General features: G+C 52.4%; 11 protein-coding genes and 1 pseudogene. 2 read left to right on the forward strand and 10 right to left on the reverse strand.

All coding sequences use genetic code 11. The features are described 5' to 3' along the window. Positions 1 to 74 precede the first annotated feature (74 nt). Together NZ823_03985 and NZ823_03990 are read right to left on the reverse strand one after the other, a co-directional pair. Entirely contained in the window at positions 75 to 560 is a 486-nt protein-coding gene (locus NZ823_03985) for a hypothetical protein (GenBank protein ID MCS6804288.1), read from the reverse strand. Then, on the reverse strand, positions 557 to 1,996 hold the full coding sequence (locus tag NZ823_03990) for a tetratricopeptide repeat protein (protein MCS6804289.1): 1,440 nt from the start codon (positions 1,994 to 1,996) through the stop codon (positions 557 to 559). Before NZ823_03990 ends, NZ823_03985 begins: the two co-directional genes overlap by 4 nt. A 1,042-nt stretch (positions 1,997 to 3,038) precedes the next feature. Here NZ823_03990 and NZ823_03995 point away from each other — a divergent pair. Beyond that, a complete protein-coding gene (locus tag NZ823_03995; protein ID MCS6804290.1) occupies positions 3,039 to 3,638 on the forward strand; it encodes an RNA polymerase sigma factor in 600 nt (199 codons plus the stop codon). 2 nt (positions 3,639 to 3,640) lie between these two features. On the opposite strand, the gene NZ823_04000 is transcribed toward NZ823_03995, so the two are convergent. Both NZ823_04000 and NZ823_04005 read right to left on the reverse strand, forming a co-directional pair. After that, on the reverse strand, positions 3,641 to 4,996 hold the full coding sequence (locus NZ823_04000) for a sigma-54 dependent transcriptional regulator (GenBank protein MCS6804291.1): 1,356 nt from the start codon (positions 4,994 to 4,996) through the stop codon (positions 3,641 to 3,643). Between the two features lie 20 nt (positions 4,997 to 5,016). Beyond that, positions 5,017 to 6,519 (reverse strand): ATP-binding protein, encoded by a 1,503-nt coding sequence (locus NZ823_04005; protein MCS6804292.1) that lies wholly within the window; start codon positions 6,517 to 6,519, stop codon positions 5,017 to 5,019. 201 nt (positions 6,520 to 6,720) lie between these two features. Here NZ823_04005 and NZ823_04010 point away from each other — a divergent pair, with 201 nt between their 5' ends. Beyond that, positions 6,721 to 7,962 carry a penicillin-binding transpeptidase domain-containing protein gene (locus NZ823_04010; GenBank protein MCS6804293.1) on the forward strand — a complete coding sequence of 414 codons (1,242 nt, stop codon included), beginning with the start codon at positions 6,721 to 6,723 and terminating at the stop codon, positions 7,960 to 7,962. On the opposite strand, the gene NZ823_04015 is transcribed toward NZ823_04010, so the two are convergent. The 6 genes and pseudogenes from NZ823_04015 to NZ823_04040 form a co-directional block, all read right to left on the reverse strand. Next, entirely contained in the window at positions 7,963 to 8,274 is a 312-nt protein-coding gene (locus NZ823_04015) for a hypothetical protein (protein MCS6804294.1), read from the reverse strand. A gap of 153 nt (positions 8,275 to 8,427) precedes the next feature. Then, positions 8,428 to 9,066 (reverse strand): annotated as a pseudogene (locus tag NZ823_04020) (ABC transporter ATP-binding protein). A gap of 4 nt (positions 9,067 to 9,070) precedes the next feature. Next, on the reverse strand, positions 9,071 to 10,213 hold the full coding sequence (locus tag NZ823_04025; GenBank protein MCS6804295.1) for an ABC transporter permease: 1,143 nt from the start codon (positions 10,211 to 10,213) through the stop codon (positions 9,071 to 9,073). Between the two features lie 16 nt (positions 10,214 to 10,229). Beyond that, positions 10,230 to 11,507 (reverse strand): ABC transporter permease, encoded by a 1,278-nt coding sequence (locus NZ823_04030; GenBank protein ID MCS6804296.1) that lies wholly within the window; start codon positions 11,505 to 11,507, stop codon positions 10,230 to 10,232. A gap of 28 nt (positions 11,508 to 11,535) precedes the next feature. Continuing rightward, the gene (locus tag NZ823_04035) at positions 11,536 to 12,957 is read right to left on the reverse strand and encodes a Fe-S-containing protein (GenBank protein ID MCS6804297.1); all 1,422 of its coding nucleotides are present in this window, start codon (positions 12,955 to 12,957) and stop codon (positions 11,536 to 11,538) included. Positions 12,958 to 13,294: 337 nt separating this feature from the next. Beyond that, positions 13,295 to 14,797 (reverse strand): glycosyltransferase family 2 protein, encoded by a 1,503-nt coding sequence (locus tag NZ823_04040; GenBank protein MCS6804298.1) that lies wholly within the window; start codon positions 14,795 to 14,797, stop codon positions 13,295 to 13,297. Positions 14,798 to 14,868: the final 71 nt, after the last annotated feature.

Below are 14,868 nucleotides of genomic sequence, written 5' to 3' on the forward strand. Positions count from 1 at the left end.
CATCTATCTTTCAGGGCTATTATGTAGTGGCACCCACAGGTGCGAGTGGCTGATTCAGTCATCAGGCGGTTTTGTTAGAAGCCGCCAAACAGTTCAAATGAAAACAGGTCAAAAAGCCACTGAAACACGCGCCACGATGACTGGTAAGACCAATAATGAGTGCCATAGGAGGAATATGAATTGGCCTGAACACCCGCGACGGAACCACGACCAAAACCGGAGCCACCCATGATACTGCCACTCACGCTGACATGCCCGATCGTCCCACTGCTGGAGCTAGCACCGCCAACAACTCCACTACCGCCACCGGGTCGGCCGGTGTGACCCTCTCTGGAGGCTTGTGAACTTATGCGAATGTCTCCACCGGGTCGGCCTGTATGGCCCTCTCGTGCAAAAACTGGAACCGTAGCCAAGAATAAAATGAAGAGTGCGAAAAGCGTCAATGTTTTCTTCATGCTTTCCTCCGTTCCGCTATCAAAAACACGGTTACTTAGTATGATTGCGCAGCCAAGACGTTGCTTGGTTGCAATCATTGTCTGACGATATAAAATTGGAATCAAACATTATATTTCCTTCTCAACATAGTGATATAAGCCTTGGTGACCCCAAGTAACTCAGCAGCGCGCACCTGACTTCCATTAGCGCGTTGCAACGCTTCCGTCAGTAAAAACTTACCCAGTGACTCATGGGCTTCTCGCCACGTCGGCAGAAAGCTGCTTTTGATAACAAAAACGCCGCCGGCTGTCTTGATTTTCTCTTCCTTGAGCAGGTTCTCGATTCGCTCGATCTGCGTCTTGATATAGGCATCTGTATAGCCGTTTAGCAAGTTCTTCGCTCGATGAAGATATTCATAAGCCACAACTCCCTCACCCTTGCGAGCGTAGACCTCAGCCAAATACGTGCAGCTTTCGCATTCGAGCATTTTACTTTTGAGCTGAATAGCAAGCCGCAAGGCCTCGTCGAGCTTTTCCTTGCTTTCGTCCAGCGCGCCTTGAGTAGCCAACACACGACCCAGTGTGATGAGCGCGAACGCTTTCTCCTGGTCATTTTTGGCTAAGTCAGCCAGTTGAATAGCTGAGTAAAGGACCTGACGAGCTTCCTCCAAGCGCCCTTGCTCAAGATGTAATACGCCCATCAGCTCAAGCGTCATGGACTCGCCAGCAATATCAGTGGCCCGACGACGGAGTTCCAGGCTCTCTTGAAGCAGGTCTGCGGCTGCTTTGTACTTACCAAGGCGAATATAGGTGTAGGCTAAGTTGTTTGTAGCATGGCCGAGGTCATCAAAGACCGCGCTTTCTGAAAAGTAATGAATCGCTTTTTGAAACAGCTCCGCCGCCTCATCATACCGTCCCTTTGCACGCAACAAGATGGCGTAACTATTCAACACACCTGCATAGTATCGCCCATCTTCGGTCTTTTTGAGCAGTTTTATGGCTTTGTTGTAAAACGATTCGGCCTGACTTAACTCACCTAACTGGTGATGAATGACTCCCAGGTTGAACGAAATGATCCCGGTAATGAAGTCTGTGTCTATGTCTGTCTGTGACTCGATAACGTCTAGTGCTTCGTCCAGATGTTTTTTAGCAAGCTCATATTGACCCTGGCGACGGTAAATCCTGCCCAACACAGAGAGCGCACGAGCTTGACCAAACCTATCGCCCTTAATCCGGTAGATGCCCAGCACATTCTGTAATTGCTTCTCGGCCGCTTCATACTCACCCCGCCAGTACAATAATTCTGTTTTGGCCAACCCAAATTCAGCCGTGTCTTTCAGGTTTGTCTCGTCGTCAATCTTGTCTTCAGACGATTGGAGCACCTCTTCCGCTTCTTCAAGCCGCCCTTGATAGATCAGAATGTGCGCCTTGATAGCCGAAGCTCGCAGTTCACTCGTATCAGGGATACGCTCGATGAGCTTCGCTGCTTGCTTGTAATTCCCACGTAGTACTAAATCCTCAACTTGGGAGATGTCTGTGGTGTGCAAAATGGATTTTGTCATAATTGCCTTCCTTGTTTACGAGTATCAATTCTTACCATAGTCAACATGAGTATACCAAAATGATGATTAATAGTCAATTCAAAAAATTATCTAGTTTCGATTACTGCAACTAATTCACTCAATAACAAAGAATTATAAAATTTTCAATAAAAAAGTTCACAATAATAAATTTTCTTCTTGACAAATAGATTTATCATGCTATACTAATGACGTGTTTGACAATTATGAACTCATAAGGAGTGAACGATGAAAAACATTCGACAACAACTCGGACAGATTGATCCAATTACCTTGGCTTTGGCTCTCTTGCTGGCGCTTGGCACGTTCTTTAGCGGTGCTTGTCCCATTCCAACGCAGTAAGGAGTCTCTTTCTATCCAAAAATATAAAAGGAGAACGACAATGAACAGAATCAAGCAGCAATTTGGTCAGATTGACCCGATCACTTTACTGTTAGCTTTGCTCCTGGCCCTGGGCACAGGTGCTTGCCCTATTAGGTTTTAGCAATTGAGATTTCTCTTAACTTCATATCAAGGAGTGATGATTATGAATAAGATCAAACAGCAACTCGGACAGATTGACCCCATCACCCTATTGCTGGCTTTATTGTTGGCGCTGGGCACGGGTGCTTGCCCGATTAGCTTTTAGTCGTAATTCAGGTTTTTCTTACTTTCAAAATATCAAATAAAAAAGGAGAAATGACATGAATAAGATCAAACAGCAACTCGGACAGATTGACCCCATCACCCTATTGCTGGCTTTGTTGTTGGCGCTGGGCACAGGCGCTTGCCCTATTGCGCTGGGTCGCTAATCACGACGCATCAGCCTGCAAATCAGGAGACGAAACATGAAAGCGATTACGCGACAGCTCGGACAAATAGATCCCGTTACCATTTTGATAGCCCTGTTGCTTGCACTAAGCGCGGGAACTTGTTCAATCGTACCCTGACCAGCTTTCAGGTCAACATCGGGACCAAGCTGAGCATTTACCAAACCATCACGCTCAGCTTGGTTCCTGTTATGGAGAGTTATGGAGGATCAGCTATGGCTGCACAAATGGTTGCAAGATTGACGGATTTTCAGTTAGCTCGAGCTTCAGCCGCTGGGGATCATCGGGCTTTTGAAATGCTTTACTGCCAGCATCACCGACGGGTTTACAGTCTGTGCTTGAGGATGCTGAGGAACCACGAAGAGGCGGAGGATGTGACCCAAGAGGTTTTTCTCCAGGTCTATCGTAAGATCAATAGTTTTCAGGGCAATTCGGCTTTCACCACCTGGCTTCACCGATTGACAGTTAACATGGTGCTCATGTATTTACGGCGCAAACAGAAGGGGCATAGGCAGGAAGAGACGTTGGAAGCAAACCAAATGGCCGATCCACTGGAGAATCGCAAACAGGTTGGGCATCCTGATTTTCCCATTGAGGCAGTTGATTTGCAGAACGCGATCAATGATCTACCAAATGGCTACCGCCAGGTCTTTATCCTGCATGATATCGAAGGATATGAGCACAATGAGATTAGTCAATTACTGGGCATTAGCGTCGGAACGGCGAAATCTCAACTGCACAAAGCTCGGTTGAAACTGCGACAAGCGCTGCGAGCTACCCACCCGCAACAACTCGTGACGGCGACCGTTCAATAACTTTATTCAGTGTCAGTTTCAATCGGTTCTTTCTGAGGGCTACTGCGCAAGCCATATTTTTCCAACCGGTACTGTAGCGTGCGAAACGAAATGCCCAGCAGTTTAGCGGCCTGCGTGATGTTTCCATCCGTGCGCTGCATAGCTTGGACGATCAGCGAGCGTTCGACTTCGTCCAGGACCACGCCGTCGGGCGGCAACTTAAAGATCGCGGCGCTTCGCTCTTGTTGATGTTGGCGTAATTCCGGGGGCAAATCGTCCTGACCGATCTGGTCGCTTTCACACAGTAAGATGGCGCGCTCAATCACTGATTCAAGTTGACGCACATTGCCCGGCCAACCATAGTTCATGAGCGCCTCCATCGCCGAGCGTGTCAGGCCGCTGATCCGTCGGTGAGCGGCTCGGGCATGCTTAGCCAGAAACAGATTGACCAACACCGGGATGTCCTCACGACGTTCCCGCAACGGCGGCACGTCAATCGAAAGCACATTGATGCGATAGAATAAGTCCTCGCGAAACCGACCATCTTGCACCATTGCGTCTAAATCCCGATTGGTGGCCGTCAGGACGCGAACGTCAACTTTGACCGGTCGCGTGCCGCCGACGCGCATGATTTCTTTCTCTTGCAGCGCTCGCAGTAGCTTGGCTTGCATGCTTGTGTTGAGCTCAGCAATTTCGTCTAAGAACAGTGTCCCTTGATCGGCGACCTCAAACAGGCCTTTTTTCTGCGCGTGGGCGCCGGTGAAGCTGCCTTTTTCGTGGCCGAACAATTCGGACTCCATCAGGTTCTCATTGATAGCCGCGCAGTTGACTGCCTGAAAAATCTGGTTTGACCGTTGACTAGCTTTGTGGATCGCGCGTGCGATGCGCTCTTTACCGACGCCAGACTCGCCGCGAATGAGCACCGTTGAAGATGAATTGGCCACTTTTAAGATCATTTTTTTGACGCGCTCCATGGCTGCTGAGGCGCTGACGATCTCTTCGTCAATCGCGTCCAATTGCTTAAGCGCCTCTTGGATCGTTTTCAGCAGTGTGTCACGCTCCAGTGGTTTTTCCAGGTAGTCATAGGCGCCTAGCTTAATAGCTTCCTTAGCCGAATCAATCGAGCCATGGGCTGTCATCATGATGACGCAGGTGGATGAGTCCTGCGTCAGAAGCTCCTTCAGAAGCTGCAAGCCATCCATGCCTGGCATTTTCAGATCGGTGAGCACTAAATCGAAATGCTCATGTGCGACAAGCTGCATAGCCTGATGGCCGCTTGCGGCTGTGCTGACCTGATGTCCCTCTTCAGCGAGGATCAGTTGCAGAATATCGCGTTGAAGCTTTTCATCATCTACAACCAAAATCTTTCTGCTACGCATGAGGCCGTCTCCTTAGTAGTTCATCCGTGCTGTTGGTTGGCATTTGTGTCAGAGGCCGGCGTTGGGGTATGCAAGCGTGGTAGCGTGATCGTAAACGACGAGCCTTGATCAAGCTGGCTGTGAACGCTAATAGTCCCGCCGTGGTCTTGCACCAATTTTTTAGTCACAGCCAGCCCCAGGCCAATGCCGGTCTCCTTCGTTGAGTAGTACGGCTCAAAGATTTTGTCCAGTTGCTCAGGGGCAATGCCAACGCCTGTATCGCTCACCGTGATTTGCACATCCTGATCAGAGGAAGCCAGGGTGATCCTCAATTGACCGCCTGTCGGCATAGCTTGAATGGCGTTCATCACCAAATTGGAGAGACAAATCTTCAGTAACTGCTCATCTGCCTGAATCTCTGGCACATCACCGTTGCATTCAACGAGCAAATGAATTTTCTGTTCTTTTGCTTGCAGTTGCAATGGGGAAACGACATCGTTGAGCAATTGGGACAGGTTAACCGATTGAGGTGACAGTTTTGTTGGTTTGCCATAATTGAGGAAGTCAGTCACAAGTTGGTTTAATCGCGCTATCTGGCTTTTAATTGAATCCAGTAAATTGTCGAACATGGATTGATCGGCCTCGGCGCTTGGGCGGAAACGGCTGCGTACATGGTCAATGCTGAGGTTGATGAAGTTCAGCGGATTGCGGATTTCGTGAGCGATGCCGGACGCCAAGCGTCCGATGGCGGCTGCTTGTTCAACCTCGCGCAGACGTTCTTCAAGCTGCCGATTGCGCTTTAAGCCATGAACCATTTCATTGAACGTGGCTGCCAGGCTACCGATCTCGTCGCGATGTCTGACTTGGAGTTGCACATCAAGGTCGCCTTGGGCCACGCGGCGTTCAGCTTTGAGCAAATCGTCAATCGGACGAGTGAATCGCCTCACTAACCAGATTAACAGGCAGGCGGTCACGCTCATCATGCCGATCATCGCCCACAGCCGGTTACGCGAGTTTTGTGTCAACACGTTGGAAATCCCTTCCCACGACAGCAGCACATGGATTCGCTCTTGTTGGGTAGCATTACCATTGCCTGTAGTGATGGGGAAATTGTAATAACGGACTTCGCCGGGCGCTGTCTGTTGGGCTTGCTGGAAGAGTTCGTTGTAGCTGATCTGGTGCTCTGGATCGGGTAACGGACCGGCGCTGACCAGCTCTTTGCCGAAGACGGCCGGGTTGGTACTGTCCTTGATCACGCGACGATGGTCGGTGATGAAGATAAGCAAGACGATTGGCCGAAATCGCGGTTGCATGGGATGTTGCTCAATGTATTCGGAGAGCCACAGTGGTGTGGGAATGGAGGCTAATGAAACCTGCACAGCCTCAGCTAACGCGCCGACGTGCTCGTCCACTTTATCGTGAATTTCTGCCTCAGCTTTCACGTTGAGCTGATACAGCAAAAAGGTTGTTAATCCGACCATCGTCACCAGCAACAGCGTGACTTGCAGCATGAAGCTCATGTAGCGACCATCTTTCCTTTGCATATCGTCACCTCATGACCAGCGAAATTGATCGCTTCGTCCAATGCGCTCATCCAGGATGGACCTGGCTGAGCCCCTCAGTGGTGGCAACAAGATGATTGTCTCCGGCATCATGACAGTGTTATATTAACTTACGGCGAGTCGGCGTTGAAGTGCTGTGGCAAAAAGTGAATAACGGTATATTGCGATGACGGGAGCGAAGAGATGATGAACAGAAAGATACGTGCGCTGACATTAGGTTTGACATTTCTTGTCACATCTTTGGGGTGGCCCTCCAGCGGGCTCAGTTACGCCAGCTCTGCGGCTGTCCTCGGCCAACGCAAAGCGTATCGGAGCGGCGTCAAGGCTCGCAAAGCCTCCTTGCAATCGAAACGTAAGACGTCGCAAGCAAGACAGCGATCAGCCGGCACGCGCTGGCGTCGGGCACGGCGCCGGCGTGGCCCGACGATGGCTGAGATACTGGCGGCCAGAGCCCGTGCTCTGCGACTGCAATCGCAAATGGCTATCGCTCAAGATGACGTGCGCGGTGAAGACCCTGAGGTACGTCAAGCTGTCCTCAATGCCCTTGGCGATCAGGCGGGAACGGTGGTGGTGATGGATGCGCAAACAGGCCGAGTTTATAGCATCGTCAACCAGGAGTGGGCGATTCGCCAAGGGTTCACTCCCTGCTCGACGATCAAACCTTTTGTGGCTCTTGCTGCCTTGAAGGAGAATCTGATTCGGCCCACATTCCCTGCTGGTCAAGCCTCGCTGTCGTTGAGCTTGCTTGATGCCCTCTCACGTTCGGACAACATCTACTTTCAGCGAATCGGCGCGAGCCTCGGCGCTGAGCGCCTGCGGCGCTACGCAACCGACTTTGGACTGGGACAACTGACAGGCATCAATTTGCCTGGTGAGATTGCTGGCCGTATCCCTGACGGCCCTGTTGTAGGGACAGCATCAAGTCATGGCACCGGCTTTGCCGTCACGGCGATTCAGTTGGCCGTCTTCACGGCAGCTATCGCCAATTATGGAGCGGTGTACAGGCCTCAAGTGGTGATTGATGATATGCAAGCGCAGCCTGCTGGTGATCAGCATGGCGAAAGCCACGGCGATTTGGCGTCCGGGGGCCCGACGGTTGCTTTCAAGCCGATTTTGCATCGCCATCTGAATATCAGTGAGGTCGAGCGCTTGAACCTGCTGGCTGGGATGACCGGCGCCGTCGAATTTGGTACAGCCCGCCGGTCATACGACCCGACAATTCAGGTAGCTGGCAAGACCGGCAGTTGTACTGGCGACGCCGGCGTTCGTCTCGGCCTGTTCGCTTCGTTTGCGACCGTCGAGCGACCGAGGCTCGTGGTGGTGGTCATAACGCAGGGAATCAATGAACGGGGTTCTTCAGCAGCGCAGATTGCTGGTCATATCTACCAGCAACTTGCCGACCGATTCCAATTACGACATCCGTAATCATAGGTTGTTGCTAGCGCTGGCGGGCAGCGCGGCATGTCCTTGATAACAGCACGGACCCGGAGGAATCCGTTTGCCATGCGGACAGTGCGTCGGGTGACCAAGGAAGGCGCATATACTATTGGTCATTTCCGGGCTTAAAATGTGCTCGAACACACAGGCTTCAGCTTCAGCCTGTTGATCCGGCATGCTGAGCGTGTTTGAGAAAAGCGTCTCAGCGAGCCGATGTCGTCGAATCAAGCTCCGAGCGCGTGCCTCGCCTTCCGAGGTGAGAAAGATGTCGTTGCCGTTGAGCGTGAACAACCGATTCATCCGCTCCGCATTGATATAGGCCTCACCGAACCGTCCGAGTGTTTTGATCACTGCATCGCGTGTCAACTGACCGTCTTCTCTGAGCACCCAGAGTTGCTCCATGATTTCGTCAATGTTCTCCTCGACTTTTTCCGGCGTCAGATCAAAACCGATGACGCGGCCATGATCCAGTTGAATCTGCCGATCCGCTTTCTGACCGATGCGGACATCGTGTGTGACCAGCACAATGGTATGGCCTTCGTGATGCAGTTCGCTCAACAGGTCCATGACAAGGCGTTCGTTCTCTTCATCAAGATTGCCCGTTGGCTCATCGGCCAGCAGCAAAGGCGGCTCATTGATCAGCGCCCGAGCGATGCATACGCGCTGTTGTTCACCTCCGGAGAGCTCGCAAGGCCGATGGGTCAAGCGGTGGCCTAGGCCAACTCGCGCGAGCGCTTCGGCAGCTTCTTTCTCATCAACCATACTGTGGTAGTACTGAGCCAGCATGACGTTTTCCAGGGCTGTCAGATAAGGGATCAAGTGGAATTGTTGAAAAATCAGGCCGACATGTTCACGACGGAATTCAGTCAATTGCGCGCCGGACAATTGCGTCACATCGTGGCCGGCAATCACCAGTCGTCCTTCGTCTGGTGTATCCAGGCAACCGAGCAAATTCAACAGTGTCGTTTTACCTGAACCCGATGGCCCCATCACGGATACCCACTCGCCTTGCTCGATACGCATATCCACGTGATCAAGCGCGCGAACCGGGCCGTAGTCTTTGGTTAATTTTTCCGCCGTGATGAATGACATAATTTCACTCTCCTTTCAACGCCGAGGCCGGCTCGATCGTGAGCGCCCGCTTGAGCGGCGCGTATGCTGCCAGCCAACACACAATCAGAGCAAGCGCCAGTGTCAATGGAATCGTCTCTGGCCGAGGTGAGACGCCGGTCTGGAATAGACGCAGGCCAATGAGCCGTGACCCGATCACGCCGATAGCAAAGCCCGCCAACCCGCCAACCAACGCCAACACCGACGCCTCACTCAACAACAGTCCCAAAATCTGACGCGGTTGCGCGCCCAACGCTTTCATCAAACCAATTTCACGATGACGTTCCATCACAAGCGCCATCATCGTCGTCATCACGCACAACGCTGAAGTGATCAGGATGATAGCCGTCAGCACGAACATCACCCATTTGACTTTGCTCAGCACCTGAGCTTCGGATTGCGCGACTTGTCTGAGCGGACGCGCTTCAACGCCTGTAATCCGTTGTTCAATTTCTCGCGCTGTGGCTTGAACCTGTTGAAGGCCACCCATGACACTCAATGCCAAGAGTGAAATCTGAGCCTTCAGGCCGGTTGCGTGTTGGAGCGTCGAGAGGCTCATGAATACTTGCTCATCTTCGGATTCACCGGTCGTAACAATGCCCGTGATTCGTAGCAGGCCTTTCCAGCTCCCATCGCCGATGGCCAACTGAATGCGATCGCCGACTTGCAATCCCAATCGCTGGGCCAGTTGCGAGCCAATCATGCCTGCATCAGTATTGTCATCGCGAGCCCATTCTCCTTGAACGTGCCAATATGGGCTGACTTGGCGAACGCTGTTGAATCGGACCCCAGCAACGATGACTGCCTCGTTGCTGGGGTCGGCCTGAATTGTCCCCGTTGCGTAAAGATAGGGCGCTGAACCAATCACCTTATCAGTGCCGCTGAGGCGTTCCACTTCCACCCACGACTCGCTCAAATGGCTTTCAGGGAACCGGGGGATCACAACCAGGTTCGCTCCGTAGGTTCTGAGCTCTCGGTTCATTTTGCGCTCCACATCGAACGTCAAATTGAGCAGCGTCGCTGCCGCCGCCGTTCCCACCATGACAGCCAGTAAAGCCAGCGCCACTTTGACGCCCCGTCGCACCAGCGATTGTTTGAGCATCTGCCAAAAAAGTTGCTGCTGATTCATACGCCTTCGTGTATCGTCATGTATTGCGCAAAATTTCAACCGGACGGAAACCAAGCAATTGTCTTGCCGGCACAGCGCACCCAATCAGCGCAATGGCTACTGCCACGCCCAATGCCAGTGGTAATATGATCGGCTTAAGAGCGACGCTTGAACCGAAAACCACGCTGCCAACCAGCTTGGCTAGTATGATCCCTAAGCCGCAGCCCATGAACCCGCCGATCAATCCCATCAACGACGCCTCTGTAAGAAACAGAACAACCACCTGTGCGTTGGTCGAGCCAATGGCTTTCATCAATCCAATCTCGGTTCGTCGCTCCAGCACCGTTGTCATCATAGTGCTCATCACAGCCAGCGCCGATGCCACCAATGCCAGTGCAGCAACCAGTATCATCATGAGTTTCATTTTCTGCAGAATTCGAGCTTCGGATTCAACAACCCGCTGAATCGGTTTGACGTCAGCCATCGGGAACACCTCACGCAGATTGTGGGCAATCGAACTGACGAATGGCGTACACATCCACCGCTCGAATTCTTCTGGCGGCAACCGGTGCGGGTCAGTCCCGAGGCGTTCATAGACTTTGCTTTCCGGTGTCGTGAGCGCGCTGACCAATACGCGCTCGATTTGTCCTTCACGCCGGGTGAGCTTCTGTACAGCAGCAAGCGTGGTGAAAATTTGATCGTCTTCCGCTCCGCCGGTTGTCAGGACACCGGTGACATAAAACGAATCCTGCTGGTTGCCAACTTTGATCTCAAGCGTCTGGCCAGGCTGAATCTGTAATGCCTTGGCTACCGCTTGGCCAACCAGGGCCTGTTGAGGCGCGTTGGTTTCATCAACCCACTGACCCTCCACATGCCAAAGCGGATTGAGCGTCTTCATGCCGGTTTCCATGGCCCCGCCCTCGAAGCGAACCGGCTGATGAAACCAAGTTCCGACCAATTTGACCGCCCGACCACGCACCGAGGCCCACTCGTCCAATATCGGAGCGAATGCCAAAATGTTGTGTCGCCAGAAGACCTCTTTGATTCTCGGCAGATGGCTTTCAGGCAATGCGCCTTCGGGTTTAAGCCGGCTCAAATCCTCGCCACCAATCTCTAACGGCAGAGCCGTCCCTTTGGGCACAATCAGCAAGTTGGCTCCAAACGCTTTCAGCTCACGATTGACCTTATCCTCCACATCCAGTGTGATGTTGAGTAGAACGACGATCACACTTGTGCCCAGCATCAGCGCCAACGTCGCAATCAATTTGCTACGTCGCTGTCGGCGGAACGATTGTGCGACCACACGAAAAAACATCAGGCGTACTCCTGATTTTTACTTCTCGTTAACGAGCGTACATCTCTGGGTTCTTCTCGAATGCCTTAGCGCATTCCGGCATTTTGCAAAAATAGTAAGTCCGCCCATTGTGCTGAACCTGCTTGCCCACATCAGCCATGCGCAGCTTCATCTGGCAAACAGGATCAAGAAGTTCGACCGGCTCGCTGTTGCCGAATCGTCCAACTTCCTTCATCACATCGCTGGCAGCGACCACTAACCAATCTCCATTAACGTGAGACGCCAGTGGAATGGGATTGCAGCCGCCGGTTTCGCCGATCGTCGGCGCATGAATATCTGCCGCGCAGTTGAGGCAGACGATCGCCCGGTCCTCCTGAACATATCCGTAAGCGCCGCAAATTTCGCAGGCGTCAAATGCCGTGCGGATTTTACCCTCGTCTGTCTTGAGCGCCAAAAAGCGAACCGTCGTCCCATTGACCGGCAAGCCGAAGCGATGAAGCTGGCCGTCATTGACCTCAGCGATAGGAATTTTGATCAGACCATTGTCGGCTTGCACGAGCTTCGGTGGACTAATCGTTCTCGAGCGCGTCGAGTAAGCATAATTGACTGTCAACACGGTGACGATCAAAACGCCAACCGTCGCCGTGATCAGTCGCCACCGCTTTTCCCGATTGAGCTGGGCCAATTGTTTGCGTGCTTCGGCCCCGTGAAGTTCAGCCGCCATGCTCAGGCGTTGTCGCGCTTGTTGACTGGGAACGAGTGTCATGATCAGTGGCAGCGCAATGATCGTCAAGATGAACAGCACATCGTGCTTGACAAGTGGTCCAATCAGGCTCATTTGGCGCGGCCCCAGAGGAATGACGCCGGCTTCCGCCAACTCGTGCAGACCACCGATTACAAGCTGCACGGCAAAGACCAGCAGCACAATACCTGTTACCTTGAAGAACCGGCCTAGATCAATGCGTACCGCTCCTTTGAATATGGCAATGCCCAGCGTCACGGCCAAACCAAGACCTATTATTCCGCCAAGCCAGCTAAGCAGCGCGTCGGTTGTCAAATTGACTGCGCTCAGAAATAGGATCGTCTCGATGCCTTCGCGAAAGATCATGACAAAAGTGAATCCAACAAGTCCCCACGAGTAGCCGGCAGCAGCTCCCTCGACAATTGTGCCGACGCGCTGCTCAATCTCTCCTTTTAATCTATGAGCCGTGCGCCACATCCAAATGATCATACTGCTGACAAACACAGCAGCCACCAGCATGGCAACGCCTTCAAATAACTCAGCGTTGAACTGAATGCGACTGAGACTCCACGCCCCGATGAGGCTAGCCAGCACAGCCAAGCTTAACCCCAAATAGACCGAGCGCGTTAAATCACTTCGCTCAATTTTGCGCAGGTAGGCCAGAATGATCCCAATAATGAGGGCGGCTTCAACGCCTTCACGCAACATGATGACGAGTGCTTGAAACATAGGAATGGATCCTAATTTGAAAATGGTTTTCAATTTCGAGCAGAAGAGATTAACGACAGAAGGGGAAAAAGTCAACGAGCAAGGCCAGCGCGTTCAGCAACGTTTCATCCGCACGCATGTTTCGACGTGTATTAGTAGAGATGAGCAGGGCTAGATTGCGTTCAGTGACGTTTCATCCGCGCGCGTATCTGGACACGAGCTAGAGCGATTTGCGAATGAGTTTATCCTGGGGCGCGCACTTCCAGCATGCATGAGCCCGCAAGATGCGGGCGCTCCCCGGGTAAAGGCAAATGAAAATCGCTTTAGTGAGAAGGATGAGCGCGGCACAGGGTCGCGTTCAGTGACGTTTCATCCGCGCGCGTATCTCGACTGTCCGCAGCCAATCCTTATAGGCGTCATATTGATTCATCGTGGTTAAAGGCAAGGCTCGGTCTGTATTCTCTTCCCAGCGCCGGACCAAATAAAGCGATTCATAGATGCGTCCGATTTCATACTCTCGACTGATGCGCAGCCCGACGGCATAATCTTCGCCATAGCTCGTATTGGGAAACTTGATCTGTCGTAGCACAGGCACATAAAACGCGCGAGGCGCGCCCAGACCAAGAACCCGTAACGCATTATTGCGACCGTTCTCCTGCGTCCATTCCCGATGATCAATCAACCCGGGGGGGGTCTCTTCGAGGTTGAAGTTGACGGTCGTGTACGAGCCAATGACCATCGCATATCGAGGCGCGGCCGTTGGCGATTCCCAGAATTTGTCAACCATCGTTTGTAGGGTATGTGTGTCACGATACAAATCATCCGAATCAAGCTGGACAGCAATTAACCCGCACTCCGGTGAATCAATCGCTTCATTCCAGCAACCACCAATACCGAGATCGGTTCGTTGAGGAATCTTGTGAATCAAATTCTTATGCTGTCGAGCCGAGTTTTTGACGATGTCTGTTGTGCCGTCAGTCGAGTGGTTATCCACCACGATGACGTTATAAGCGAACGAGGTTTCCTGGCTCAGGGCGCTATTGATAGCATCGGCAATCGTTTTCTCTCGATTACGCACTGGAATGACGATGCTTGCCATCACGGGAAAAGCGGTTTCGGTCGCCGGCGGTGATTGAAAGACCGGCTCCAAAAACGCGCCGATACGACGTAGATGGGCAGTAGCAATTCGCTCCATCTCCAGTTGGTAATCGCGGTTATTGGGGTCAACATAACGATGGACAGGCTCCAGATCGGCTTGCTCGTCAATGGCCACCGGGCAGCGCGTGTAGAGCGGTTCCGGAACGCGGACAATGGCTGAATCAATTGAGATTTTCAGCCGAAGATCGTACACGCCGCCCCAGCGGATCGTTGCTTCAATGCGCCCGTGCTGCCGTCGCGCCCGGTCTGCTGCTTGTTTTGAGATCAGCAACAGCGAACCAAAATCAAAGGTGTCGCGGATGCTGCCCAGTTGATAATCAATGGTCGGGTGTTCGGTCACCTGACCGTGATTCCGCTCTCTAAAATCGGCATATATGATTCCGGCCTGTGTATCATCCATCACGGCGAGCAACCGTTCGATGGCTTGCTGACTGATGTCCACCTCGTGACCGGGTAAAAGAAGCAACAGATGCTCAGTCGTGACAGCATCGAGGGCGCGCTCGATGCAATCACCGGAGAACCAGGAATCGGCCTGAAGGAATTGCACGCCGTCAGGCGGCGCTTGTAGCGGTGGGGTTTCCCGATGTAACACCACGGTGCGCTCGATCAGCGGATTCTGCGTGAACAGTTCGAGCTGGCGAGCAAACCCAGAAGCGCCAGCGTGATCAGAGAAATCAGGTATGATAGCTGTCAACGGTTTCATCTTGTCGTTACGTCCTTGCAGTTTTCACTGAATCAGCGATTGTACACAGCCTTGGGTGTGTATTCAAAATT

The sequence above is a fragment of the Blastocatellia bacterium genome (genome assembly GCA_025054955.1).
GTDB lineage: Bacteria > Acidobacteriota > Blastocatellia > HR10 > J050 > JANWZE01.

Excerpts from the sequence above, each read along its gene's own strand:
- NZ823_03990 (MCS6804289.1), bottom strand. The coding sequence starts at position 1,996 with ATGACAAAATCCATTTTGCACACCACAGACATCTCCCAAGTTGAGGAT.
- NZ823_03995 (MCS6804290.1), top strand. The coding sequence starts at position 3,039 with ATGGCTGCACAAATGGTTGCAAGATTGACGGATTTTCAGTTAGCTCGA.
- NZ823_04000 (MCS6804291.1), bottom strand. The coding sequence starts at position 4,996 with ATGCGTAGCAGAAAGATTTTGGTTGTAGATGATGAAAAGCTTCAACGC.
- NZ823_04005 (MCS6804292.1), bottom strand. The coding sequence starts at position 6,519 with ATGCAAAGGAAAGATGGTCGCTACATGAGCTTCATGCTGCAAGTCACG.
- NZ823_04010 (MCS6804293.1), top strand. The coding sequence starts at position 6,721 with ATGATGAACAGAAAGATACGTGCGCTGACATTAGGTTTGACATTTCTT.
- NZ823_04015 (MCS6804294.1), bottom strand. The coding sequence starts at position 8,274 with ATGAATCGGTTGTTCACGCTCAACGGCAACGACATCTTTCTCACCTCG.
- NZ823_04025 (MCS6804295.1), bottom strand. The coding sequence starts at position 10,213 with ATGAATCAGCAGCAACTTTTTTGGCAGATGCTCAAACAATCGCTGGTG.
- NZ823_04030 (MCS6804296.1), bottom strand. The coding sequence starts at position 11,507 with ATGTTTTTTCGTGTGGTCGCACAATCGTTCCGCCGACAGCGACGTAGC.
- NZ823_04035 (MCS6804297.1), bottom strand. The coding sequence starts at position 12,957 with ATGTTTCAAGCACTCGTCATCATGTTGCGTGAAGGCGTTGAAGCCGCC.
- NZ823_04040 (MCS6804298.1), bottom strand. The coding sequence starts at position 14,797 with ATGAAACCGTTGACAGCTATCATACCTGATTTCTCTGATCACGCTGGC.